Origin of the sequence: Streptomyces roseochromogenus subsp. oscitans DS 12.976, assembly GCF_000497445.1 — a bacterium.
Classification (GTDB): Bacteria; Actinomycetota; Actinomycetes; order Streptomycetales; family Streptomycetaceae; genus Streptomyces; species Streptomyces oscitans.
The window spans coordinates 7058315-7082466 of sequence record NZ_CM002285.1; the positions used below are offsets into that span (position 1 = coordinate 7058315).

General features: G+C 70.9%; 26 protein-coding genes and 2 pseudogenes. 8 read left to right on the forward strand and 20 right to left on the reverse strand.

The features are described from left to right. Positions 1-675: pseudogene (locus M878_RS80150) on the reverse strand (hypothetical protein); the annotation flags it as partial. 143 nt (positions 676-818) lie between these two features. Between M878_RS80150 and M878_RS80155 the strand changes: the two are divergent. Continuing rightward, positions 819-1235, forward strand: coding sequence for a hypothetical protein (locus M878_RS80155; RefSeq protein ID WP_023551291.1), 417 nt, complete (start codon positions 819-821; stop codon positions 1233-1235). A 69-nt stretch (positions 1236-1304) separates the two neighbouring features. Here M878_RS80155 and M878_RS80160 read toward each other — a convergent pair whose 3' ends face one another. The 7 genes from M878_RS80160 to M878_RS80190 all read right to left on the reverse strand — a co-directional run bounded on the left by M878_RS80160 (position 1305) and on the right by M878_RS80190 (position 9252). After that, on the reverse strand, positions 1305-2834 hold the full coding sequence (locus tag M878_RS80160) for a DUF1996 domain-containing protein (protein ID WP_023551292.1): 1530 nt from the start codon (positions 2832-2834) through the stop codon (positions 1305-1307). Between the two features lie 198 nt (positions 2835-3032). Beyond that, positions 3033-3686, reverse strand: a complete 654-nt coding sequence (locus tag M878_RS80165; RefSeq protein ID WP_023551293.1) for a LuxR C-terminal-related transcriptional regulator — start codon at positions 3684-3686, stop codon at positions 3033-3035. After that, positions 3671-4945, reverse strand: coding sequence for a sensor histidine kinase (locus M878_RS80170; RefSeq protein ID WP_023551294.1), 1275 nt, complete (start codon positions 4943-4945; stop codon positions 3671-3673). The genes M878_RS80165 and M878_RS80170 overlap by 16 nt, the downstream gene beginning before the upstream one ends. A 196-nt stretch (positions 4946-5141) precedes the next feature. Next, a complete protein-coding gene (locus tag M878_RS80175) occupies positions 5142-6182 on the reverse strand; it encodes an NAD-dependent epimerase/dehydratase family protein (RefSeq protein ID WP_209445572.1) in 1041 nt (346 codons plus the stop codon). Between the two features lie 341 nt (positions 6183-6523). After that, complete coding sequence (locus M878_RS80180) at positions 6524-7108, reverse strand: winged helix-turn-helix domain-containing protein (protein WP_023551296.1); 585 nt, start codon at positions 7106-7108, stop codon at positions 6524-6526. Positions 7109-7588: 480 nt separating this feature from the next. Then, positions 7589-8620: a glutamine synthetase gene (gene glnII, locus M878_RS80185; RefSeq protein WP_023551298.1), complete on the reverse strand. Its 1032-nt coding sequence runs from the start codon at positions 8618-8620 to the stop codon at positions 7589-7591. Positions 8621-8787: 167 nt separating this feature from the next. Then, positions 8788-9252, reverse strand: a complete 465-nt coding sequence (locus tag M878_RS80190) for a MarR family winged helix-turn-helix transcriptional regulator (protein ID WP_023551299.1) — start codon at positions 9250-9252, stop codon at positions 8788-8790. Between the two features lie 81 nt (positions 9253-9333). Here M878_RS80190 and M878_RS80195 point away from each other — a divergent pair, with 81 nt between their 5' ends. Next, entirely contained in the window at positions 9334-10227 is an 894-nt protein-coding gene (locus tag M878_RS80195; RefSeq protein ID WP_023551300.1) for an alpha/beta fold hydrolase, read from the forward strand. Between the two features lie 3 nt (positions 10228-10230). Here M878_RS80195 and M878_RS80200 read toward each other — a convergent pair whose 3' ends face one another. Together M878_RS80200 and M878_RS80205 are read right to left on the reverse strand one after the other, a co-directional pair. Beyond that, the gene (locus M878_RS80200) at positions 10231-10908 is read right to left on the reverse strand and encodes an RlpA-like double-psi beta-barrel domain-containing protein (RefSeq protein WP_023551301.1); all 678 of its coding nucleotides are present in this window, start codon (positions 10906-10908) and stop codon (positions 10231-10233) included. A 121-nt stretch (positions 10909-11029) separates the two neighbouring features. Next, positions 11030-11398, reverse strand: coding sequence for an arsenate reductase family protein (locus M878_RS80205; RefSeq protein ID WP_023551302.1), 369 nt, complete (start codon positions 11396-11398; stop codon positions 11030-11032). Between the two features lie 105 nt (positions 11399-11503). Between M878_RS80205 and M878_RS80210 the strand changes: the two genes are divergently transcribed. After that, positions 11504-13066 (forward strand): class I adenylate-forming enzyme family protein, encoded by a 1563-nt coding sequence (locus M878_RS80210; protein WP_023551303.1) that lies wholly within the window; start codon positions 11504-11506, stop codon positions 13064-13066. Positions 13067-13248: 182 nt separating this feature from the next. Beyond that, positions 13249-13563, forward strand: coding sequence for a hypothetical protein (locus M878_RS80215; RefSeq protein WP_023551304.1), 315 nt, complete (start codon positions 13249-13251; stop codon positions 13561-13563). Here M878_RS80215 and M878_RS000000101505 read toward each other — a convergent pair. After that, a complete protein-coding gene (locus M878_RS000000101505) occupies positions 13544-13975 on the reverse strand; it encodes a hypothetical protein (RefSeq protein ID WP_023551305.1) in 432 nt (143 codons plus the stop codon). The genes M878_RS80215 and M878_RS000000101505 overlap by 20 nt on opposite strands. A gap of 138 nt (positions 13976-14113) precedes the next feature. On the opposite strand from M878_RS000000101505, the gene M878_RS80225 reads away from it, so the two are divergent. Beyond that, positions 14114-14398 (forward strand): hypothetical protein, encoded by a 285-nt coding sequence (locus tag M878_RS80225; protein ID WP_023551306.1) that lies wholly within the window; start codon positions 14114-14116, stop codon positions 14396-14398. A 16-nt stretch (positions 14399-14414) separates the two neighbouring features. Here the strand turns inward: M878_RS80225 and pspAB are convergent, their stop codons facing one another. The 5 genes and pseudogenes from pspAB to glnA form a co-directional block, all read right to left on the reverse strand. Continuing rightward, positions 14415-14999 carry a PspA-associated protein PspAB gene (pspAB, locus tag M878_RS80230; protein WP_023551307.1) on the reverse strand — a complete coding sequence of 195 codons (585 nt, stop codon included), beginning with the start codon at positions 14997-14999 and terminating at the stop codon, positions 14415-14417. 31 nt (positions 15000-15030) lie between these two features. Next, on the reverse strand, positions 15031-15951 hold the full coding sequence (gene htpX / locus M878_RS80235; RefSeq protein WP_023551308.1) for a zinc metalloprotease HtpX: 921 nt from the start codon (positions 15949-15951) through the stop codon (positions 15031-15033). A 174-nt stretch (positions 15952-16125) separates the two neighbouring features. Further along, positions 16126-16380 carry an SCO2583/SCO2584 N-terminal domain-containing protein gene (locus M878_RS80240; protein WP_023551309.1) on the reverse strand — a complete coding sequence of 85 codons (255 nt, stop codon included), beginning with the start codon at positions 16378-16380 and terminating at the stop codon, positions 16126-16128. Positions 16381-16489: 109 nt separating this feature from the next. Further along, positions 16490-16615: pseudogene (locus M878_RS95100) on the reverse strand (cysteine hydrolase); the annotation flags it as partial. Between the two features lie 97 nt (positions 16616-16712). Further along, positions 16713-18122 (reverse strand): type I glutamate--ammonia ligase, encoded by a 1410-nt coding sequence (gene glnA / locus M878_RS80245; RefSeq protein WP_023551311.1) that lies wholly within the window; start codon positions 18120-18122, stop codon positions 16713-16715. A gap of 210 nt (positions 18123-18332) precedes the next feature. Between glnA and M878_RS80250 the strand changes: the two genes are divergently transcribed. Together M878_RS80250 and M878_RS80255 are read left to right on the forward strand one after the other, a co-directional pair. Continuing rightward, positions 18333-18800 (forward strand): RDD family protein, encoded by a 468-nt coding sequence (locus M878_RS80250; RefSeq protein WP_031226319.1) that lies wholly within the window; start codon positions 18333-18335, stop codon positions 18798-18800. 305 nt (positions 18801-19105) lie between these two features. Beyond that, the gene (locus M878_RS80255) at positions 19106-19606 is read left to right on the forward strand and encodes a flavin reductase family protein (RefSeq protein WP_031226320.1); all 501 of its coding nucleotides are present in this window, start codon (positions 19106-19108) and stop codon (positions 19604-19606) included. Positions 19607-19639: 33 nt separating this feature from the next. Here M878_RS80255 and M878_RS80260 read toward each other — a convergent pair whose 3' ends face one another. From M878_RS80260 to lipB, 4 genes are all read right to left on the reverse strand, one after another. Continuing rightward, the gene (locus M878_RS80260; protein WP_023551314.1) at positions 19640-20329 is read right to left on the reverse strand and encodes a DUF4191 domain-containing protein; all 690 of its coding nucleotides are present in this window, start codon (positions 20327-20329) and stop codon (positions 19640-19642) included. 121 nt (positions 20330-20450) lie between these two features. Then, entirely contained in the window at positions 20451-20648 is a 198-nt protein-coding gene (locus tag M878_RS80265; RefSeq protein ID WP_023551315.1) for an SCO2195 family GlnR-regulated protein, read from the reverse strand. A gap of 230 nt (positions 20649-20878) precedes the next feature. Beyond that, positions 20879-21868 (reverse strand): lipoyl synthase, encoded by a 990-nt coding sequence (gene lipA / locus M878_RS80270; protein WP_023551316.1) that lies wholly within the window; start codon positions 21866-21868, stop codon positions 20879-20881. A gap of 160 nt (positions 21869-22028) precedes the next feature. After that, a complete protein-coding gene (gene lipB / locus M878_RS80275; protein ID WP_031226321.1) occupies positions 22029-22826 on the reverse strand; it encodes a lipoyl(octanoyl) transferase LipB in 798 nt (265 codons plus the stop codon). A gap of 247 nt (positions 22827-23073) precedes the next feature. Here lipB and M878_RS80280 point away from each other — a divergent pair. After that, a partial coding sequence (locus M878_RS80280) for an NsdA family TPR-like regulatory protein (protein WP_023551318.1) occupies positions 23074-24152 on the forward strand: 1079 nt, incomplete at its 3' end.

Sequence of the window (24152 nt, forward strand, 5' to 3'; positions counted from 1 at the left end):
GAGCGCGGCCTTGGAGTGCTGGCGGCGGCGCATCAGATCCGTGGGCCGGGCCTGCAGCAGACAGGGGTCGAACTCGGCGGAGGCGAGCAGTGCGGGCTGGGTGGGCACGCCGTTCGCCTGCGCCAGCGCGCCGCCCGGGTCGTCGACCCCGGCGGCCGTCAGCAGCTCCCGGATATCGGCGTCCGGCAGCTGCTCCAGGCCGCGCAGCACATAGGCGGCGCGGGCCGGGCCGGACAGGGCGGACAGCCGCTGGTCCAGGGCGAGTTCGTCGGCGCCGCCGGAGCGCGGGAACAGCTTGAGGCCCCACACCTGGGGCAGCAGCGGCGGCAGCTGGGAGAGCCGGGGCAGGCCCTTGCGGGGCCGGGCCGCCTCCAGGGCCGTGGTCAGGACACGCTCGCGCAGGAAGGCGTACCCGGGGTCGCCGTCCTCGCCCGAGGCCTGCGCCGGGATCACGGGCTGCTGCCCCCGGCCGCTGGGCAGGGAGCGCTGGGCGAGAGAGTGTGCGGTCAGCACCCGGCGGCTGCGGCCGAGTCCGGGTGGCAGCACCAGATAGGCGATCCGGACCAGCCGTGGATAGTGCTCGACGAGCGCGGCCTCGGCCTGCTCGAGGTCGACCGGTGCGGGCTGTCCGGCGGAGGCGGGGGCGTGACGCTGGGCTACATCCTGTGACTGCACGTCAGGGAAAACGAGCGAGCCGGACGTTGGTCACCCCGGATGGGTGATTCAGCCCTTTCGGCCGTCACCTTTGAGCAGGCGGCGGCCGGGAGCCGTATCCGAAGGAGCTGAGGCATGCTGGGCCCACAGGACCGGAGGAACAGATGAGGGTGACACGACTGCTGCCGGCCGCCGCGGCCGTACTGGCGCTGGCGGGCTGCGGTGCGGGTGGCGGAACCAAGGCGGTCCCGCCCACCGCGACCGGCAGCCTGGAGAGCCTGGCCGCCGAGGTGAAGTGCAGGCCGAACATGCAGACCGACGCCGATGAACTCCGGCAGGCCATCTGCGCCAACAGCGACGGCAAGTTCATTCTCGCCACCTTCGCCACCGACCGCGGCCAGCGCGAGTGGATCAACGACGCGAAGGACTACGGCGGTTACTACCTCGTCGGCCGCAAATGGGTCGCGGTCGGCGACGACGGCGTCGTCAAGGCGCTGCGCGGCACGCTCGGCGGGGACGTGGAGGTGGGTACGAATCACTCCTCCCATTCCATGCATGGTGGTTCCGCGCACAGCGGCTGAGCCACGGAAAGGCCGGTGACGGGAGGGGGGTCCGTCACCGGCCTTGTCTCTGTGGCCCGTGTCAGGTGATCAGGCGCACCTGCGGCCGCTGTTCACGCAGTTCGCGATCCTGTTGGCCAGACCGCCGGTGGTGACGCTGATGAAGTCGTCGTGGTCGGTGATCGGCTTGTGCAGCTCCTCCGGGAAGCCGTCCACCGCGTAGGCGTTCTTCACCGTGCCGTCCGCCTGGATGACGGGCTGCGGCACGTTGTACACCAGGCGCATCGTCAGCTGCGGGATCGCCTTGAAGCCGTTCGGGCAGGCCCCGCTCGCGGGGTCGGCGAAGGCCACGTGTGTGCGGTGGTTGGCGCTGTCGATGTTCACGCCGTCCCAGCAGCTCTGGAAGGCGAACGAGCGCACCACCTGGCTGCCCTGCGGACAGATCGGGTACTTGTCCGTCAGCTGCACCTTGTTCTCGAAGCCGGTGCAGCTCCAGTGCGCGTTGGCGTTGGCCGGGCCGTTGACGAAGGCCTTGGCGTCACCGGTGATGATCCGCAGGAACTGCGGCATCGCGACGACCTTGCTCGCCGGGCTGCCGACGTACTTGATCTGCGCCTGCTGGGCGACCAGGATCTTGCCGACGTTGAGGTCCTTGCCGCCGCCGTCCGCGTTCGCGTCCTGCTCCTGGGTGCCGTCCTGCTCGCGGATGACCGGCCAGTAGTACGCCGAAAGGTCGTTGCGGTTCTGGCAGCTGGTGCCGCCCTGCAGGAACGTCTGGTTGCTGGAGAACGCGTTGACCTTCTGGTTGCCGACATAGTCGTGCACGTGGTGGGCACCGTTGGTCACACCGGGCGCGACGATCACGTTGTCGCTGTTGTGGTTCTGGTTGGCGTTCACGCCACAGCGCGTGATGAACGTGCCGGTCGAGGCGTTCTGCTGGTTCTGCGGCTTGCCCTGGACGTTCGGGGCGACCTTCGTGATGTCCACGAAGTCCGCGGCGGACGGACCGTCACCGCCCTGGCCACCGTTGTTGCCCTGCTGCTGGCCACCCTGTTGCTGACCGCCGTTGTTCTGTTGCTGTCCGCCGTTGTTCTGCTGTTGACCACCGTTGTTCTGCTGCTGCCCCCCGGCGGTGGTCTGGTTGGCGGTCTGCGTCGTACAGGCGGCGAGCTGGGACAGCCAGCCGTTGACCGACCCGCCGACCCGCTGGATGTCGATGCGGATCCGGTCGATCGTCGCGGTCCGCTTGTCCTTGAGCGGGCCGACGATCGCGTTCTGTACGAAGCTCGGATCCTTGGCCTGCGCGTCCCGGGTGGAGGCGAGCCGGGTGTAGGCCTCGGTGATCTGCTTGTCGAGGTTGGCCAGCTCGGTCGCCACCCCCTGGCGGGCCCGCCAGGGCACGTTGGTCAGCTTCTGCTGGACGTCCGGGCAGGAGATCGTCGCGACCTGCGCCGTCGCGGCCTTGGTCTGATTGCCTCCCCACGACTGGTTGTTCGACTCGTGCGCAGAGGCGTAGAAGTTCGCCCAGATCAGCCCGCCCCCACCGAGCGCTAGGGCCGCCGATGCGGCTATGGCCTTGGTGGCCAGCGGCGTACGGCGTTTTCGTGTGTTGCGTCCCATGGAACTCCTCTGACTTCCTTGCGGGCTTGCGGGGCAGCATCGAGGCGCCCGACAGGAGTGAAGCGGCGCCCTTCCATACGGACGCCGCCTCAGAGGTGTTCACCGGTCTCACAAATTCCCCGTGGAAACGGGGGAGTTGGCAGGTCACACCGATTGCGGTCATCGGTCCCGGCCATCAGCCACGGTCATCGGTCCCAGTCATCGGTCCCGGTCGAGATAGGCGAGGACCGCCAGGACGCGCCGGTTGTCGTCGTCCGACACCTCGAGGCCCAGCTTGGTGAAGATGTTGGAGGTGTGCTTGGCGATGGCCCGCTCCGTCACCACCAGCTGGGCCGCGATGCCCGCGTTCGACCGGCCCTGCGCCATCAGCTCCAGCACCTCCAGCTCACGCGGGGTGAGGCCCGCGAGCGGCCGGTCGTCGGCCGCGCGCCGGGACAGCAGCTGCTGGATGACCTGCGGGTCCATCGCCGTACCACCGGCCGCGACCCGCCGTACGGCGTCGATGAACTGCTCGGCGTCGAAGACCCGGTCCTTCAGCAGATAGCCGATCCCGCCGGTGCCGTCCGCGAGCAGCTCGCGCGCGTACAACTGCTCCACGTGCTGGGAGAGCACCAGCACCGGCAGCCCCGGCCGCGCCTTGCGGGCCGCGAGCGCGCACTGCAGGCCCTCGTCGGTGTGCGTGGGCGGCAGCCGTACGTCGACCACGGCCACGTCCGGCTCCAACTCGGCCAGCGCCCGGGTGAGTCCGGGACCGGAATCGACGGCGGCGGCGATCTCGAAGCCGAAGGCCGACAGCATCCGCACCAGTCCGTCGCGCAGCAGGAAGAGGTCTTCGGCTAGGACAACGCGCACGGGATCTCCATCGTCACCAGGGTGGGGCCGCCGGCGGGGCTGCTGACGGCCAGGACGCCGTCGAATGTACCGAGCCGGCGCTCGACCCCGGCGAGCCCCGACCCGGCGCCGATCGCCGCGCCGCCCTTGCCGTTGTCGGTGACCGTGATCCGCAGCCGCCCGTCGGAGTGGTGCACGTCGGCCCAGATCCGGTCGGCGCCGGAGTGCTTGACGGCGTTGGTGAGCACCTCGCTGACCGCGAAGTAGGCCGCCGACTCGACCGGCGCGTCCGCACGGCCCGGCAGCTCCACGCTCACCTCGGCCGGCAGCGGCAGCCGCAGCGCCAGCGCCCGTACGGCGTCGCCGAGCCCGCGTTCGGCGAGGACCGGCGGATGGATGCCGCGCACCAGGTCGCGCAGCTCTTCCAGGGCCTCGGCGGAGTTCCGGCGGGCCTGGGCGAGCAGCCGTTTGGCCTGCGCCGGGTCGTGTTCCACCAGCGACTCGATGGTGCCGAGGTCCATGCCCATGGCGACCAGCCGGGCCTGCGCCCCGTCGTGCAGGTCCCGCTCGATGCGGCGCAGTTCGGCGGCGGAGGTGTCCACGGCGTCCCGCCGGGTCTCGGTCAGCACCCGGACCCGCTCGGCGAGTTCGGCGTCACCGCCGAGCACGGCGCGGGTCAGCTCGAAGTGGGCCTTCACCGTGCGCGGGGCGAGACGGGAGGCGACGACCAGGAGCACGGCGCCGAGCAGGGCCGCGAGGAAGGCGGTCCCCTGGCCGGACACCGGCACGAAGAGATACCAGTAGGCGTCGCCCGTGGCCGGCACGAACGCCCGCCACAGTCCGGCCGCCAGCAGGAACCCCTCGATCGGGCAGAACACCAGCACGGCGGGGAGCAGCGCGGTGACGAAGCCCGCCGTGAAGTCCACGGGCAGCCAGCGCAGGTCCCGCCGCACCTGCGGGTCCCGCAGCAGGGTGAAGGTGCGGGTCCACGGTTTGGCGCCCTCGTGGTGCGGCCGGTACACCGCCGGGATCCGGATCCCGCACCACTCCGCCGCGAGCCGCCTGCGGGCGTCCGCCAGGGCCCGTACGCCGGTCAGGATCGCCGGGGTGGTGACGAGCCCGATGCCGAGCGGGATGAGCGCGAGGGAGACGAGGGTCAGGACGAGGAACGCCACACCGCAGGGCAGCACCACCAGGGCCAGCACCAGCCCCTGCACGCCGGCCAGCAGCACCCGGCGGGCCCGGCTGCGGACGTCGTGGCTCTTCGTGTCGGTGTTCATGCCGTCAGTCTCGCCGACGGCCCCGCGCGCGTCAGTCGTCCGAAGTCGCCTCTTGCGGGGTGGTGCCAGGTACACCCCTATGCCCTGTCACCAAACTCCCTCCTCCGCCGTGCGGCTGCACGCTCCCCCACGCTCGAATCGAGCCTCGCGCGGGGGGACGCGGGGGAGGACTCCCATCGCCGCCGCCGGGCCCGCCCTACGGACGGACGACGGGAGTTTGACGGCAGGGCCTGGCCCCGGCCAGCGCCTCCGCCTCCGCCTCGGGGTCGAGGCCGACGGGCGGCCGGTCCGGGCGCCGGGGCGGCTCGCCGCCGATCCCGGTCAGCCAGTGCCAGGTGTCGGCCACGGTCTCCGCGGCCGGCCGGCACTCCAGGCCGGTGGCCAGCGCCCGGGAGACGTCCGTGCGGTGGGCGGCCGCGTACAGCTCGTCGTCCGGAGGCACCCACACCGGCAGCTGGGTCCAGGGCTCGATCCCGGCGGACAGGATCACCTCCGGGTCGGTCCAGCGCAGCTCGGTGTCGGCGCCGGTGACCCGGACACAGGTGTCGAGCAGCTCGCCCATGGTGGTGTGCCCCGGCGGGCCGACCAGGTCGTACGGCCCGCTCAGCGACCGCTCGACCGCCCCGAGCAGCCAGCCGGCCAGGTCGCGGGCGTCGATGAACTGCACCGGCAGCTCGCGCGGGCCTGGAGCGAGGACCGGGCCGCCCCGGGCGATCCGGTTCAGCCACCAGGGCAGCCGGCCCACGTTCTCGTACGGGCCGAGGATCAGCCCGGCCCGCACCAGCAGCGAGTTCTGCTCTCCGAAGGCCTCGACGGCGGCCAGCTCGCCGCCCCGCTTGTCGCGGGCGTAGTCCGTCGGTCCCGCGTCGGCGGCGGCGCCCTCCACCACCGCCCCGGCCTCGGCGGGCCCGCCCTCGCTGGGCCAGGGCCAGGCGTACACGGACCGGCTGGAGACGTACACGTACCGCGCGGCACGGCCCCGCAGCAGCCGTGCCGCGGCGAGCACGGCGCGGGGCTCGGCCGACCAGGTGTCGACCACGGCGTCCCAGCCGCCCGGGCCGGCGGCGAGGGCGGCCAGGCCGTCCGGGGCGGTGCGGTCGCCGTGCAACGACCGTACGCCAGACGGGGGTTGATGCCGCCCCCGATGGAACACGGTCACCTCCCAGCCGCGCGCCACCGCGGCCTCGGCGACCGCCCGCCCCACGAACTCCGTACCGCCCAGCACCAGAAGTCTCATACCGGCGATCGTGCCCGCCCGGGGCACGTGACGGCACGGGACTCTGCCGAGGGCAGAACGGGCGGGCCAGGCCTGTCGGCGGATCCTGTCGCAGACGCGGGGGCCGGCACGCCCTCCCTCACTGCCCTGAGGACGTGGGGGGCACCCCCGGCGGCGCTGCCGTCCGCCTTGCGGCTGCAGGCTCCCCCCACGCTCCAATACGCTCGCGCGCGGGCACCCCCAGCCGCGTAGTCGTCGGTCGCCGACGCTCACCCACGCTCGGCTCTGCTCGCGCGGGGGTACCCCCATCGCCGCCGCCGAGCCCGCCCTCCGGGCGGAGGACGGGAGTTTGACGACAGGGCCTAGCGGCCGGTCGGCGGGGTGTACTTGTAGCCGACCCGGCGCACCGTCTGGATCGCCTGGCGGTGTTCGGTGCCCAGCTTGCGGCGCAGCCGGGCGATGTGCACGTCGACGGTGCGGCCGTCGCCGACGTGGCCGTAGCCCCACACCGTGGTGACCAGCTGGTCGCGGGTGTGTACCCGGTGCGGATGGGCCACCAGGTGCGCCAGCAGCTCGAACTCCAGGTAGGTGAGGTCGAGTTCGCGACCGTCGACGCCGGCGGTGCGCCGCACGGGATCGATCCGCACCAGCGGCTCGGCGCCGCTGTCCGCATGCGTGTCCGCGTCCGGGGCCGTCTCCGGCTGGTCCGGTACCGCGACCGGCAGGAACGGCGGCCGCCGGTCGGCCGGGACCAGCACCAGATAGCCGACCATCGGCGGCTGGCCGGGGAGGGTGGGCAGGGTGTGCTGCGGGGCGGGCAGCCAGGTGGCGCCCGGCGGCAGGAAGTCCGCGACGTCGACCACCTCGTCCCGGTCCACGGCGCGCAGCCGGTGCCGGGCGGGGGCGGTCAGAGTGGAGGCGGAGGTGAGAGAACGAGAGGTCGCCATGAGAGGTCAGCTCTTTCGCGCGAGAAGTTCGTCGGACGGGGCGACGGCCGCGATTCGTGGTCGGGGCGCGCCGGAGGACGTACGTCGCTTCGCGCTGGCCGAAGGCCGGGGGTACGGCTTTAGAGGGCCCGCGCGTTCGTGGCGCGGCAACACACCCGGTCGAAGTCGTGGTGCTGACGGGAAGGCCAGAAGGGCTCGAGGTCATGGCGACCCGTCGCGGTGATCTTCTGGAAGCTGGCCATGCGCCCATTGAAGCAGACACCGGCGCCGGGCAGGACCCTCCTCTCACTGCTTGGACGCTTCCTTGGCGTGAAGTTGACGTGGCAGGTCCGTCGCGCGGGCGCCCGTCAGGGCCTGATCAGCGGCTTCCCGCCCGCCGGGCGGTCCGGAACGCTGTCTCGGCATCCGGACGGGTGACCGTACGACATGCGGAAGGGGGCGCCCACCATTCGCGGTGGACGCCCCCTTCCGGGAGGCGGGTCAGACCTGGCCGGCCTTCTCCAGGGCGGAGCAGCAGGTGTCGACGAGCAGGCGGGTCACCACGTACGGGTCGACGTTGGCGTTCGGGCGGCGGTCCTCGATGTAGCCCTTGCCGTCCTTCTCGACCTGCCACGGGATGCGGACCGAGGCACCGCGGTCGGAGACACCGTAGGAGAACTTGTCCCACGGGGCGGTCTCGTGCAGGCCCGTCAGACGCTCATCGATGCCGGCGCCGTAGTTCTTGACGTGGTCGAGCGGCTTGGAGCCCTCGCCGAGCGACTCGCAGGCGGTGATGATCGCGTCGTAACCCTCGCGCATCGCCCTGGTGGAGAAGTTGGTGTGCGCGCCCGCGCCGTTCCAGTCGCCCTTGACCGGCTTCGGGTCGAGGGTCGCGGAGACGCCGAAGTCCTCGGCGGTGCGGTACAGCAGCCAGCGGGCCACCCACATCTGGTCGGAGACCTCCAGCGGGGCGAGCGGGCCGACCTGGAACTCCCACTGGCCCGGCATGACCTCGGCGTTGATGCCGGAGATGCCGAGGCCGGCCTTCAGGCAGTTGTCCAGGTGGGCCTCGACGACGTCACGGCCGAAGATCTCGTCGGCGCCGACGCCGCAGTAGTAGCCGCCCTGCGGCGCCGGGAAGCCGCCCTCCGGGAAGCCGAGCGGACGGGCGCCGTCGAAGAAGGTGTACTCCTGCTCGATGCCGAAGATCGGCTCCTGCGCGGCGAACCGCTCGGCGACCTCGGCCAGCGCGGCCCGGGTGTTGGAGGTGTGCGGGGTCATGTCCGTGTTGAGGACCTCGCACAGCACCAGGATGTCGTCGCCGCCGCGGATCGGGTCGGGGCAGCTGAAGACCGGCTTGAGCACACGGTCGGAGGCATGGCCCTCGGCCTGGTTGGTGGAGGAGCCGTCGAAGCCCCAGATGGGCAGAGCGTCGAGACCGGCCGGGGCACCCGCGATGACCTTCGTCTTGGAACGGAGCTTGGCCGTCGGCGCGGTGCCGTCGATCCAGATGTACTCAGCCTTGAAGGTCACGGGGCCACTTCCTTCGGGGATGTGTCGGGCACGCGGCGGTGCGGGTGCTGCGAGTGCTGCGGCGCTACGGCACCGGGGCGCCGCGTCGATCTGCCCGGCAGCCTGTCAACAGGCCATTTCCCGGCCGTTGCCCGTATGTGAACCCCGTGTTACCTGGTGGTTCTGTGTCACGGCTCACCTTGTGAGGTGCCGGAAGGCGGGGTATGGGTGCCCTCCGCCGCGGCCTGCCGCACCCCGTCGAGGAAGTCCCGGACGGCGGCTCGCTGGTGGTCGTCGTAGCCGCGCAGCAGCTCCACCGACCGCTCGATCAGCGGCCCGAAGAACGACGTGCCGAGCTCGACGGCGCCGTCCGTCACCTCCACGACGACCTTCCGCCGGTCGCTCTCCCCGCGCACCCGCCGCACCTGACCCGCCCGCTCCAGCCGGTCCAGCAGCGCCGTGGTGCCTGCCGAGTTGAGCCCGAGCCCGGCCCCGAGCCGCCCGGCGCTCATCTCCTCACCCGCCCGCCGCGCGTCCATCAGCGCGATCAGGGCGCGTACGTCCGTCGGGTGCATGCCGTTCCGCTGCGCGAACCGGGCGCTGTGCAGGCCGAGTTCGACGGCGACGGCACGCAGCAGATGGACGATCTCCATTTCGGGCTGCACGCGGGACCTCCGAAGCTATTATCTCGCTCAGCGAATATCTTGTTGAGCGAGATAATAGGGGGCGATCCCATGACCGGGTACGACGGCGAGGTCTTCCGGGTTGCGTACGACAAGGTCCTGGCGAAGTGGCCCGCCGGGCGGGAGGCGCTGACGGTCACCACTCCCTTCGGCGCCACCCGCGTCAACGCCTGCGGCCCCCGCGACGCGCCCCCGCTGCTCCTGCTGCCGGGCGGTGGCGGAGCCACCTCCGTCTCCTGGTACGCCCAGATCGCGGAACTGGCCCGGATCCGCCGGGTCTACGCGGTCGATGTGACCGGTGCCCCGGGGCTGAGCGGCCCGGCCGGCGACCGTCACCCCCGCACAGTCGCCGACCTGACGCGCTGGCTGGAGACGCTCATGGACGGTCTGGGCGCCGCATCGGCCGACGTGGGCGGCCACTCGTACGGCGGCTGGATCGCCCTGCACTACGCCCTGCGCGCCCCGGACCGGATACGCCGCCTGTTCCTCCTGGACCCGACCCAGTGCTTCGCCGGGTTCAAGGCGGCGTATCTGCTCCGCGCCCTGCCGATGCTGCTGCGGCCCACGCCCCGCCGCGTCCGCGCCTTCCTGGAGTGGGAGACCGGGATGGGGGTCCCTCCCGCTCGAGCGCAGCCGAGAGTGGGGGACGAACTGGATCCCGACTGGCTCGCCCTCCAGGAGGCGGCCGCCGGTTTCCCGGCCGCGAAGCCGGTGACGGGCCCGCGCCCGGCGCCGGACGCGCTGCGGGCCCTGGACACACGGGTCCTGCTGCTCGTGGCGGCGAACAGCAGGACCCATGACCCCCGCGAAGTAGTGGCCAGGGCGACGGCGCTGCTGCCGCACGTCGAGACCGCCGTACTGCCGGACGTGTCCCATCACGCGCTGCCCCACGCGGCACCGGCGGCCCTGGCCGGCCGTCTCACCGGCTTTCTGTCGGGCCGCTGAGCCTCACCCCACCTTCTCGATCAGGGCGTGGCGGATGAGGAACTTTCCGGGTTCCCGGACCTGTTCGAAAGCCGCGTTGTTGAGGAGCGCACAGCTGCCGGAGACCGAGGTGACCTTCACCGTCGTGGACTTGTTGTTGTCCAGGTTGGTGACCTTCAGGGTCGTACCCGCCGGGAACTGGTTGCTTGACGCGGCCGGGGCGCCGGCCTCGCCGGAGAGGGTGACGGTCGAGCCCTTGCACACCTGCTGGCCGGAGGCTGCGGTGCCGGTGGCCGTGCCGCTTCCCGTGGCCGTGCCGGTTCCGGTGTTTCCCGCGGCTGAGCTCGCGGCAGCGCTCGGCGCCGTCTGGGAGCCCTGAGCCGACTCCCCAACGGTGCATCCGGCGGCCTTCTGCTGGACCTTGATCTGCGCGATGACCGCCTGCCGGTTGGCGATCCGGGCCGCCGACTGGGCGTCCGGGTTGGCCTGCTGTCCGGCGATGAACCGCTCGTTGTTGCCGAGCGCGGTGGCGAGTCCCTGGCAGACCGTCGAGTTCCCGGCGGAGAGGGTCTTCGCGTTGTGCGCCGGCTGGGCGGCGTTGGACGTCGTGGCCAGCGCGAAGGCCCCGCCGCCCGCCACCGCCGCGGCGCTGACGAGCAGCGCGATCTTCTTCTTCGTGCCGAGAGTTCTCCTGCGCGACATGCGCGCCTCCTGAAGAGGTAGGGGAGGGTACGCCGCTATGTACGAGATACCGAACGGGGTTGCTCAGCGCTCGCAGGAGTCGATGAAGTGGCCTGCGTCACAAGGAGAGTTGAGTGAAGGCTCAGCCCTTGTTGTGCGTGAGGGCCTCGCGTACCGCTTCCTCGGAGCGGGCCACCAGCGCCGTCCCGTCGTCGGCGGTGATGATCGGCCGCTGGATGAGCTTGGGGTGCTCGGCGAGCGCGGCGATCCACCGGTCCCGGGAACCCTCTTCCCGCGGCCAGTCCTTGAGCCCCAGCTCCTTGGCCACGGCCTCCTGGGTGCGGGTGATGTCCCACGGTTCGAGGTTCAGCCGGTCGAGTACGGCCCTGATCTCGTCCTCGCTCGGCACGTCCTCCAGATAGCGGCGGACGGTGTACTCGGCCCCCTCGGCGTCGAGGAGGCTGATGGCGCTGCGGCACTTGGAGCAGGCCGGATTGATCCAGATTTCCATGCCGCACACGGTATGCGAGAACCGGCTCCCGCCGGTGGGGGAGCCTGGTGTCACGGTGCGCGGGTCTGTGTTGCACCGCGGTCGTGCCCGGCTTTCCATGGAACTGTGGCGGCGACCTACGTGACCCGGCTCGTCGAGGCACTGCAGAGCCACGCCGGCCGCCCGGCGCTGAGTGGTGCGGGCCTCGGCGGTCGCGTGCTCGACCACGGCGCACTGCTCGAAGAGGTCTACCGGATCGCCGGCGTGCTGGGCGACGCGGGGGTGTGCCGTGGCTCCGGTCTGGCGTGTGCGCTGGGTGAGAACCGGGCTCAGGCGCTGCTCCTGCGGACCGCCGCCCATCTCCTCGGCGCACGGCTGACGCTGGTGGTGCGGGACGCGTCCACCTATGGAGTGGAACACATGCTCCGGGACTGCCGTCCCGACCTGGTGGTGCACGACATTCCGGTGCCCGACACGGGGGTGTCGCGGCTGACTCTGGCCGAGGTGCTCACACGGGCCGCGCCTCGCGAAGCGGTCGCGGTGCCGGTCGCGGCCCGCGAGGACGATGTGGCCCGGGTGGCGTACACGGGAGGCACCACCGGCCGCCCGAAAGGCGTCGCCACCACCTTCCGTGCGCTGGCGGCGCGCCCCGGCGGCCAGGACACGCGCGGCACCGAGGGCCACCGCGGTCCGGGGACCTACATCTCGGTGACCTCCCTGGCCGCGCGGTCCGGCGGCCGCTGCCTCGAACAGTGGTGTTCCGGGGGCCGGGTGGAGGTGCTGTCCGCCTTCGACACGGGGCAGTTGGCGGCCGCCTGCCGCAGGCTGGGGCCGGCGTCGACCTATCTGATGCCGCCCATGATCTACCGGCTCCTCGAGGATCCCCGGACCGCCGACGGGATTCCGGGCCTCGAAGCGATCACCTACGGCGCCGCGCCGGTCCTGCCGCAGCGGCTGCGGCAGGCGGTCACCGCCTGGGGCTGCCGCTGGCAGCAGGGCTATGGGGCGACCGAGACCTCGGTCATCACCCGGCTGACCCCCGCCGATCACGCGGCGGCCCTCGCCGGCCGGCCCTGGCTGCTCGGCTCGGTGGGGCGCCCGGCGCCCGGCGTGGAGATCGAGGTACGGGAGCCCGGAGATGCCGGGCGGCCGTTGCCCGCCGGGCGGCTGGGCGAAGTGTGGGTGCGGTCGGCGGCCGGTATGTCGGGCTACTGGATGCGGCCCGACCTCACCGCGGAGGTGCTGCGGCACGGGTGGCTGCGCACCGGCGACCTCGGACACCTCGACGGCGAGGGCTATCTCTACCTCGACGACCGCGTCGAGGACATGGTGGTGGTCGACGGATACAACATCTACAGCCTGCCCGTCGAAGCGGCCCTCGCCCGGCACCCCGCCGTCGGTCAGGCCGCCGTGGTCGGCAGACCCAGTGCCCTGACGGGCGAGGAGGTCTGTGCCTTCCTCGTGCCGGCACCCGGCCGTACGGCAAGCCGGTCCGCCGCCGTCGAGGCATGTGCGCTCGTGGCGGAGAAGTTCGCTCCGGCGCACCGTCCGACCACGCTCTGGTGGACGGAGTGCCTGCCTCTCACCGGGAACGGCACAGTGGACAAGGGCGCGTTGCGGGCCATGGCCGCAGGGACGGACACAGGCCCCGGCCGACCACCCTTGCCGACACCCCCTGTTCGAATATGAAGCCACCCCACAGGCATCACGCAAACCGGCCGTGACAGACGGTCAATTACCCTGCCGACCTGGACATTTGCCGGATCCTGCGGACTCCCTCGATGTCAGTGCAGGGCAGTAAACTGGAGGCAGTGTTCGAGGGCATCGCCGGGCCGTCCGGCCGGTGCCCTGACCACGACAGGAGGATGCCTGTGCCCGCTGCCGCCCTGAAGCCGAAACCGTTGCCCACCCAGTCCACCGCCCAGCACCCCGTGCTGTTCGACTCGCCCTACGAGCCCGTGACAAAGCGACCGCTGCCGGCCGGACGCCCGCGCGAGTGGTACGTCACCCACAACCGCCGTCTGAAGGCCATGCGCCTCGCCATAGCCCTGCTCGACTCGGGGATCTACCTCCCGGCCCAGGCCCGCGACGAGAGGATCCGCAGCAAGGCGGAGGAAATCGGCATGCGTCCGCCCTCCGACACCACCTGCCACATGGTCCGCGCCTTCATGCGCTACAACCGCTGACACCGACACCGACACCGACACCGACACCGACACCGTCGCCGATGCCGGGTGCCCCGCTGGGACACCCGGCATCCAGCAGACGGGCCACGAACTCCCGGTCCTCGGCGTGGTCACGCAACCAGAGGCCCAACCAGTGCTGTGCCTGGGGGAGTTCGAAGCGGGCGTACCGGGACCGTGCCGACAGCGCGTCCTGTACGGCCTCGGTCACGGCCGGTGGGATGACCGCGTCGGTGCCGGGGACCACCAGCACCGCCCGGCCCTCGTACGCCCGGAGTGCCTCCAGGGCACGCGAACTCCGCCAGCCGTCCGGCGTAGTGCCGTACGAGATCGGCGACCGTCTGTCCTCCAGGATGTGGCAGCCGTGCCCGGCGAACTCGTCGAAGTCGTGGGTGAAACCGGAGAGTTCGCTCATGGGGCCATTCACTCACGGCGGTCTCGCCCGGGCGGAAAACGGGATGCGGTCCTCCTCCCGTCGTCCCTACGCTGAACAAACGGCACGAAGCCGACACACTCCACCCCAGCCACCCTCATTCCACGGAGGAGGTCCGTCATGCGTGGCATCGTCGTGTCCGGGACCGTCGTCCTGGTGATCCTCGGAATCGGAAACCATCTGTGGTGGCTCGCCGCCGTCGCGCTGCTGTATCTGTACGCGACGCACGGTCGTGGCTCCCCCGGCACACCACCGGCCACCGGCACCGGCGTGGGCGCCCCGCCCCCGCCCGACAGCTACCGCGCCTACCGCGAGCGCCGGGACCGGCAGGCCAAGTGGGAGCGCCGCTACCGCCGTGAGCGCCCCTTCGAGTCCCGTCGGCAGGAGCGCGAGAAGAGCAGGTGAGCGACGGCGTCCCCGGTCACAGACCGGGGGCGCCCCACACCGGGAACCAGCGGCTCAGGTCCTGCTCGATCCGCAGATCGTTCGCGAGCGCCGCCTTCACCTGGAGTTCGAGCGCGCTGTCCCGCCGCTCGCCGCTGCCGGGCAGCGGGGCGAAGGGATAGAACGCGGCGCGCTTGTAGAGATAGACCAGTGCCAGCTTGCGGCCGCCGTCGTCCGTGAACGCGGCCAGCGAGCACAGCAGTTGCGGTCCGAAGCCGTTGACCTCCATCGCGCTGTTCACCGCGTGCAGATCGTTGACCAGCTCCGGCAGCTGCTCCGGGCTGCGCGCGGAGACCAGCCAGGAGTAGCCGTAGTCGTCCCGCCGCAGCTCCACCGGTGGGCCGCTGCGGTCGGTGTCCGCGTCCAGCAGCGCCTGCACCTCCCGGTGGGTCTGCTCGAAGGCCGCCCCCTCCACCGTGGCGAAGCACACCGCCCCCGTCCCGGTCGGGGTGAAACCGGCCGCGGCCTGGAGGGTCACGGCCGCCGAGGGCAGCGCGAAGAGCTGGTCGAGATCGGGCGCGACCGGTTTCGTACGGCCCAGCAGGATGTCCAGCAGCCCCAATGCTCAGCCCGCCTTCCGCAGTGCCATGTGTTCAGCCCGCTTTCCCGGGAGTGGCGGCCTCGCCCAGCTCCGCCGAGATCCGGCCCAGCTGCTCCAGCCGCTGCTCCAGGCTCGGGTGCGTGGAGAAGAACCGCTCGACACCGGGCTCCTTCCCGGTCGCCGGGGTGAAGTAGAAGGCGTTGAAGGCCTGGGCGGTGCGCAGGTCCTTGGTCGGGATCCGGGCAATGTCCCCGGAGACCTTGGTGAGTGCCGACGCCAGCGCCGAGGGCCGTCCGGTCAGATGCGCCGCGGCCCGGTCGGCCGCCAGCTCCCGGTACCGGGACAGCGCCCTGATCAGCAGGAAGCTGATCGCATACACCGCTGCGGAGACGCCCATGATGGCGGCGAAGACGACCGCCGTGTTCTGGTCCCTGCGGCCTCCGCCGAAGACCTGTGAGTAGAAGGCGAACCGCACGATCAGGCCCGCCAGCACCCCGAGGAAGGACGCGACCGTGATCACGGCGACGTCCTTGTGCGCGACGTGCGACAGCTCGTGCGCCAGCACGCCCTCCAGCTCGGCCGGCTCCAGCCGCCGTAGCAGCCCCGTGGTCACACAGACCACGGCGTGGTCGGGATTCCGGCCGGTCGCGAATGCGTTCGGCATGTCCATGTCGGACACCGCGACCACCGGCTTGGGCATGTCGGCGATCGCGCACAGCCGGTCCACCACCGCGTGCAGCTCGGGATACTCCTCGCGCTCCACGACCCGGCCGTGCATCGCGAACATGGCGATCCGGTCGGAGAACCAGAACTGTGCCACGAACATCGCTCCGACCAGCACGACGACCAGCACCCAGGACCTCAGCAGCGTGATCAACGCTGCGATGAAGCCCACGTACAGCAGCCCGAGCAGGAACAGTGTGAGCCCCATGCGCACGGTCAGCCGTCGATCGCTCCGGAAGCGGCTCTGCATCTTGCATCACCCCGCAGTCAGGCACTCGTCCCGCTGTCCAGTGTGCACCTGCCGACTCCCATGAAGTGGTCGGGAACGACCCTAGGAGCAGCAAAACGTACCTGTGAGTCGCCGGCTGTCGCTGTACGTCGGCTGTACGTCCGCTGTACGTCCCTAGTCGTCCGCTACGACGGGCTAGTGAGCCGAGCCGAACTGCACCAGCCCGATCAGCACCATGACCGCGATCACACAGCCGAAGACCATGGCCGTGGACGCCCACGACGACCGGCGCGGCGCCGGATCGGGGTCGGCGCGGAAGGGCGCCGGATTCGGCGGGTTCTCCTTCCAGCGCGCGGCGAGCATCCGGGCCCGGGCGGAGGGCTCCTTGTGCTCGGCGGAATTCGCCCAGCGGTGATCGAATTCCCGCTCCCAGTTGTCGTTTTCCGTCATCCCCGTTAAACCTCTCTCGTCCGGCAGAGTCAGGAGTGATGATCCCCCGAGAGTAGGAAGCCTGGGAAGCGGGAAAGGTTGCCCGCCCCGGGGCCGGGGCGGACGAATTTCAGCCGAGGGACGCCGCGGACGGGACGACGACTCCGTACAGATCCTCGATCGTCGCGAGCGCGCTGTGATGGAGCTGCTCGGCGGACACCTCGGCGACGGCGGCGCCCAGCGGCCGGGTCGCGCACAGGCGTCGGCCCGTCGCCGCTTCCGGCGCACGGGCTGAGCACGGGGAAGGCCCCCCGGCTGAGCCGAGGGGCCTGTCCAGTCCGCGGGAGCGTCTGTCACACGTCGAAGTACAGCTCGAACTCGTGCGGGTGCGGACGCAGCTGGAGCGGCGCGATCTCGTTGGTGCGCTTGAAGTCGATCCACGTCTCGATCAGGTCCGGCGTGAAGACGTCGCCCTGGAGGAGGAACTCGTGGTCGGCCTCGAGCGAGTCGAGGACGGCCGGCAGCGAGGTCGGGACCTGGGCGACGTTCGCGTGCTCCTCGGGAGCCAGCTCGTACAGGTCCTTGTCGATCGGCTCGGCCGGCTCGATCTTGTTCTTGATGCCGTCCAGACCCGCGAGGAGCAGGGCCGAGAAGGCCAGGTACGGGTTGCCGGAGGAGTCCGGGGCGCGGAACTCGACGCGCTTGGCCTTCGGGTTGGAGCCGGTGATCGGGATACGCATGGCCGCGGAGCGGTTGCGCTGCGAGTACACCAGGTTGATCGGCGCCTCGAAGCCCGGCACCAGACGGTGGTACGAGTTCACCGTCGGGTTGGTGAAGGCCAGCAGCGACGGAGCGTGCTTGAGGATGCCGCCGATGTAGTAGCGGGCGGTGTCCGACAGGCCCGCGTAACCGGCCTCGTCGTAGAACAGCGGGTCACCGTTGCTCCACAGCGACTGGTGCACGTGCATGCCCGAGCCGTTGTCACCGAAGATCGGCTTCGGCATGAAGGTCGCGGTCTTGCCGTTGCGCCAGGCCACGTTCTTCACGATGTACTTGAAGAGCTGCAGGTCGTCGGCGGCCGCGAGCAGCGTGTTGAACTTGTAGTTGATCTCCGCCTGGCCGGCGGTGCCCACCTCGTGGTGCTGGCGCTCGACCTTCAGGCCGTTCTTCTCCAGCTCCAGGGAGATCTCGGCGCGCAGGTCGGCGAAGTGGTCGACCGGCGGGACCGGGAAGTAGCCGCCCTTGTAGCGGACCTTGTAACCACGGTTGTCCTCGATGGCACCGGTGTTCCAGGCGCCCGCCTCGGAGTCGATGTGGTAGAAGGACTCGTTCGCGGTGGTGGCGAAGCGGACGCTGTCGAAGACGTAGAACTCGGCCTCGGGGCCGAAGTACGCGGTGTCGGCGATACCGGTCGACGCCAGGTACGCCTCCGCCTTCTTCGCCACGTTGCGCGGGTCACGGGAGTACTGCTCGCCCGTGATCGGGTCGTGGATGAAGAAGTTGATGTTGAGGGTCTTGTCCCGGCGGAACGGGTCCACCCGGGCCGTGGAGAGGTCGGCGCGCAGGGCCATGTCGGACTCGTGGATGGCCTGGAAACCGCGGATCGACGATCCGTCGAAGGCCAGCTCCTCGTCCGGGTCGAACGCCTCAACGGGCACCGTGAAGTGCTGCATGACGCCCGGCAGGTCGCAGAACCGGACGTCGACGAACTTGACGTCCTCGTCCGCGATGAACTTCTTGGCCTCGTCGGCGTTCTGGAACATCCAGCTCCTCCTACTCCCGACCGTCCTCGCCGGGGTGGTAGATCGTTCGTGCGGCCAGTGCGGTGGCACACGCTGGTCTCGACCCTAGGGACGGGTGATTTCTCGGGCGTGACCCATTTGTTTCGCAGAAGTTAACCGGTCACCTGTCCACCGTAGCTCCGACACACCCCTCGGCGTAGTGACCGAAACCGGGCACAGTACCGTGGACGCGTGGACAACAGGCAAGCACTCGGATCGTGGCTCTCCGGGCCCCGCGCGGCCATGGAAGAGGCCGGTGCGGACTTCGGCTACCGGGGTGAGCAGCTGGGCCTCCCGGAGGAGGGGCCGAACTCCGTCGCCCGCCCGGGCCGACGGCTCGGCGCGCTCGCGGTGGACTGGGGTCTGAGTGTCCTGATCGCATACGGGCTGATCACCCACGGCTACAGCCCCGCTACCAGCAACTGGGCACTCGGCGTCTTCTTCGTCATGAGCGCCCTGACCGTCGGCACGATCGGCTTCACACCGGGCAAGCGATTCTTCGGCATCCGGGTGGTGGCCCTGCGGACCGGCACGGTGAGCCCGGTGCGCGCGCTGGTCCGTACGGTGCTGCTGTGTCTCGCGATTCCGGCGCTGATCTGGGACCGGGATGGGCGCGGCCTGCATGACCGGCTGGCGCAGACCGTCGAAGTGCGGATCTGAGGGCGCGGATAGCGGCTGTACGCCGTTGAGGGCGCTTCGCTGTTGCCGGGTGCGGCAGGTGGTGGGTTGCCGCGCAGTTCCCGGCGCCCCTTGTGCAGGCGCACTGCAGCATGCCTCAAGGGGCGCGGGGAACTGCGCGACGAGCCACGACGGACCCGCACCCGGCACCGCTCCGCAGGACACCCCTTCGGTTGCCCGCTCCCCACACCGACGGCATAGTCGTGATCGGTGGCCGTGACGGCCTGGACACGGTCTGTCGCCGCCCGCCAGGGCCCCGCCGGACTTCGGGACAGGTGGTACGCGGTATGACCGATACTCAGGATGTGATGGCGCCCGAGGTGACGCCGGAGGAGTTCCGGGACGCCATGGCGCGCTTTCCGTCGGGCGTGGTGGTGGTGACCGCCTGCTGCGAGGACGGCACCCCGCGCGGCTTCACGGCCAGCTCCTTCTGTTCCGTCTCCCTGGAGCCACCACTCGTCCTGGTGTGCCTCGCGGACGCGGCCGACTCGGCGGCGGTCTTCGCCCGGTGCGACCACTTCGCGGTGAGCGTGCTGGCCCCTGAGCACCAGCCGCTGGCCCTGCTGTTCGCCACCAAGGGCGCGGACAAGTTCTCCGACGCCCTGCTCCAGCCGAGCCCCACCGGGCTGCCGGCGGTGCAGCAGGCGCCGGTGCAGCTGGACTGTGCCGCATACGCGCGTTACCCGGCCGGGGATCACACGATCCTGATCGGCCGGGTAACGGGAGTACGGCTGGGCGAGGGGTCGCCGATGGTCTACTGCGAGCGGGAGTTCCGGTCGCTGAACTGACCGGCGGTCGCCGCCAAGGGGGTCGTAGGAGGCTCAGCGGCCCTTCGGCATCCGCATGCCCTTGGGCATGGGTCCCTTCGGCAGCGGCATGTTGCTCATCAGGTCGCCCATGGCCCGCAGCCGGTCGGTGGTGGCCGTCACCTGGGGGCCGGTGAGCACGCGCGGGAGCTTCAGCATGGTCGTGCGCAGCTTCTTCAGCTCCACCTGGCCCTCGCCGGTGCCGACGATCACGTCGTGCACGGGGACGTCCGCGACGATGCGGTTCATCTTCTTCTTCTCGGCGGCCAGCAGGCTCTTCACCCGGTTCGGGTTGCCCTCGGCGACCAGCACGATGCCGGCCTTCCCGACCGCCCGGTGCACCACGTCCTGGCTGCGGTTCATCGCCACCGCCGGAGTCGTCGTCCAGCCCCGGCCGATGTTGTCCAGCACGGCGGCCGCGGCGCCCGGCTGGCCCTCCATCTGGCCGAAGGCGGCCCGCTCGGCCCGCCGGCCGAACACGATCGCCGTCGCCAGCACGGCGATCAGCAGGCCGAAGATGCCCAGATAGACGGGGTGGCCGAGGAGAAAGCCGATCGCGAGAAAGACCGCGAAGGTGCCGATGCCGACGGCCCCGAGGACAAGACCGATCTTCTTGTCGGCCTTGCGGGTCATCTTGTATGTGAGAGCGATCTGCTTCAGTCGCCCTGCGTTCGCGGCGTCCGCCGCGGGTTCCTTCCTCGCCATGCCACGAAGTCTACGTGGCCCCGGGAGTGCGGACGACGGCAGTGCCCGGAGGGGAGGAGCGGAGAAGGAAGAAGGGACGGGGGTGGGGAGGCGATGGGACGGGGGAGGGGAAGGCAAGGGGTCAGGAGCGGCCCGCGGCCTGCTCCAGGACACGCTGCGCCTCGACCCGGTCCTTGGCACGCCGGCGGTCCTCCAGCACGGAGGTCCACGCGTTACGGCGGGCGGTGCGCTGACCGCCGCTCATGAGCAGGGACTCGACGGCGCGGAGAGCGTCGGCGAAGGACGGGATGGCGGTGGCGCGTACGGGCGCGGCCTGCATGATCGAGGTCCCCCCTCGGAGCGGGTGGTGTACGAGGCGTGATACCAGAGTCACTGATTGGTGTTACCAGGGCGTGTCCGACCGGTCAAACACCAATGAAGCCTTGATACAGAGCACTGAAACGCTGACGCGGCCCTGATGTCCGCCCTCATCAGCGAGGACGGTCAGGACCGCGTCGACTCGGCCATTACTGACCGGTAATTGCTTGTGCGCGAATTCACACGCGCCGCTCACACCGCCTGTGCGGCGATGTACGAACCGCCCTGCTGCGGAGCGGAGGATTCGCGCTGTTCCATCGCCATCCGGTAGAGGCGCCCGGCGCGGTACGACGACCGCACCAGCGGACCCGACATCACGCCGGAGAAGCCGATCTGCTCGGCCTCCTCCTTCAGCTCGACGAACTCCTGCGGCTTCACCCAGCGCTCGACGGGGTGGTGCCGGACGGAGGGGCGCAGGTACTGGGTGATGGTGACCAGCTCGCAGCCCGCCTCGTGCAGCTGCTTCAGCGCCTCGCTGACCTCCTCGCGGGTCTCGCCCATGCCGAGGATCAGGTTGGACTTGGTCACCAGGCCGTAGTCGCGGGCCTCGGTGATGACCTTCAGGGAGCGCTCGTAGCGGAAGCCGGGGCGGATCCGCTTGAAGATCCGCGGGACGGTCTCGACGTTGTGCGCGAAGACCTCGGGGCGGGCCGAGAAGACCTCGGCGAGCTGCTCGGGGATCGCGTTGAAGTCGGGGGCCAGCAGTTCGACCTTCGTACGGCCGCCCTCGCGGTCCGCGGTCTGCGCGTGGATCTGGCGCACGGTCTCGGCGTACAGCCAGGCGCCGCCGTCCTCCAGGTCGTCGCGGGCGACGCCGGTGATGGTGGCGTAGTTCAGGTCCATCGTGACCACGGACTCGCCGACGCGGCGCGGCTCGTCCCGGTCCAGGGCCTCGGGCTTGCCGGTGTCGATCTGGCAGAAGTCACAGCGCCGGGTGCACTGGTCGCCGCCGATGAGGAAGGTCGCCTCGCGGTCCTCCCAGCACTCGTAGATGTTCGGGCAGCCGGCTTCCTGGCAGACCGTGTGCAGGCCCTCGCTCTTCACGAGGTTCTGCATCTTCGTGTACTCGGGACCCATTTTCGCCCGGGTCTTGATCCACTCGGGCTTGCGCTCGATGGGGGTCTGGCTGTTGCGGACCTCCAGGCGCAGCATCTTGCGTCCGTCGGGTGCGACTGCGGACACGACCGGCTCCCTGCTGTTTGACTTGCGTGAATCTTCGATTCTTCGGCGCACTCCAGCGTACGCCCGTGCTCATGACGCCCTGCCGCTGAGGCCAACCCCGCAACCGCAGGGCGCATTCCCCGACGGGAGGGGCGCGCTATCAGACGAGAGGGGCGCGGTATCAGGCGGAGGCCTTCTCGATCACCCGCGGTTTCAGCTCCGCGTTCTCCAGGATGTCCGTCAGGTGCCGCTCGACCACCGGCAGGACCTCCTCGATGGTGACGTCCCGGCCCAGCTCGCCCGCGAGCGAGGCCACGCCCGCGTCCCGGATCCCGCACGGGATGATCCGGTCGAACCACTTGTTGTCGGGGTTCACGTTGAGCGCGAAGCCGTGCATGGTGACGCCCTTGGCCACCCGGATGCCGATCGCGGCGATCTTGCGGTCCTCGCGCCGCTGGCCCGCGTTGGAGGGGGCGTACTCGGGGCCGTTGAGGCGGGGGTCGAACTCCTCGTCCTGCAGCCGCGGGTCGAAGTCCAGGGACAGCCCGCCGAGCGCGGGCCGCTGCTCGACGGGGTCACCGAGCACCCACACGCCGCTCCGGCCCTCGACCCGGGTGGTCTCCAGACCGAACTCGGCACAGGTGCGGATGAGCGCCTCTTCCAGGCGCCGTACGTGCGCGACGACGTCCACCGGGCGCGGGAGCTTCTGGATCGGGTAGCCGACGAGCTGGCCCGGGCCGTGCCAGGTGATCTTGCCGCCGCGGTCCACGTCGATGACCGGGGTGCCGTCCAGCGGGCGCTCGCTGTTCTCGGTGCGGCGGCCCGCCGTGTACACCGGCGGGTGCTCCAGGAGGATCACGGTGTCCGGGACCTCGTCGGCGAACCGGGCCGCGTGCACCCGGCGCTGCTCGTCCCAGGCCTCCTGGTAATCGACGGCTTCCGCTCCGAACCCCATGCGGACGAACCGCAACTCACTCACGGCAAGCGCCTCCCTCAGCGACCGAGCGACCGGTGTGTCAGGCACGTAACGCGCCCACGCCACTGTACGTCCGACCCGTGTGCGTCAGCCCTGCGGGCGTTCCTCACACGATCGGATGAATGCCCTGCGGAATGTGCGATCGCCTGCTCACTCTCCGCTACATTCGCGCCGTTCGTGCGGCCATAAAGGCTGCTCAAAGGCAAACCGGGCACTTCAGAGGCACGGAAGGCAGGAGACCGCACCGCAGATGACGGAACGACCCGCGCAGCGCACCCCCAACCGCCAACTCGCCGCGCTCATCGCAGAAGCGGGGTTCTCCAACGCGGGTCTGGCCCGTCGCGTCGACCAGCTCGGCCTGGAGCACGGGCTGGACCTCAGATACGACAAGACCTCCGTCACCCGCTGGCTGCGCGGACAGCAGCCGCGGGGTACCACGCCCGCCCTCATCGCCGAGGTCTTCACCCGCCGGCTCGGGCGCCGCCTCACGGCCCAGGACCTCGGGCTGGACGCCTGCGCCCCGGTGTACGCCGGGCTGGAGTTCGCGGCCACCCCCGTCGAGGCCGTCGACATCGTCAGCGGGCTGTGGCGCAAGGACTCCGGCAGCCACGCCGAGCTGCGCAAGATCGCGTTCACCCCGGCGGGGCTCGTGGTGCCCAGCCGGGACTGGCTGATCGGCAAGCCCGACGACAAGGTGGCCCGCGAACCGGCGGCCCGCGTGCCCCCGCAGGGCCGGTCGGCCCCGGCCAAGCCCCAGGGCCGGCAGGCCCTGGTGATCCCGCCCCGGGCGCGCGGGCAGGCCGAGCGCGCCCCCGGCCATCGGGTCACCAACGGCGACATCAACGCGCTGCGCTCGGTCGGCGAGCTGTTCCGCACCCTCGACGACCGCTTCGGTGGCGGCCACGCCCGGCAGGCGCTGGTGCGCTATCTGGAGCACGAGTGCGAGCCGATGCTCCGCGGCAGCTACGACGAGCAGACCGGCCGCCGGCTGTTCGGAGCCGCGGCCGACCTGACCCGGCTCGCGGGCTGGACGTCGTACGACATCGCCGCGCACGGACTCGCCCAGCGGTACTTCGTGCAGGCCCTGCGGCTCGCCCAGGCGGCCGGCGACCGGGCGTACGGCTCCTATGTGCTGGTCACCATGAGCCGCCAGGCCGTCTATCTCGGCCACGGCCGGGAGGCCATGCAGCTGGCCCGCGTCGCCCAGCAGGGCATGGGGACCGGCGGCCCGCCGGTCGTGCAGGCGCTGCTGCACGCCTGCGAGGCGCGGGCGCACGGCGTGCTCGGCGAAGTGCGGGCGTGCACGGCGGCGCTCGTGCGGGCCGAGCG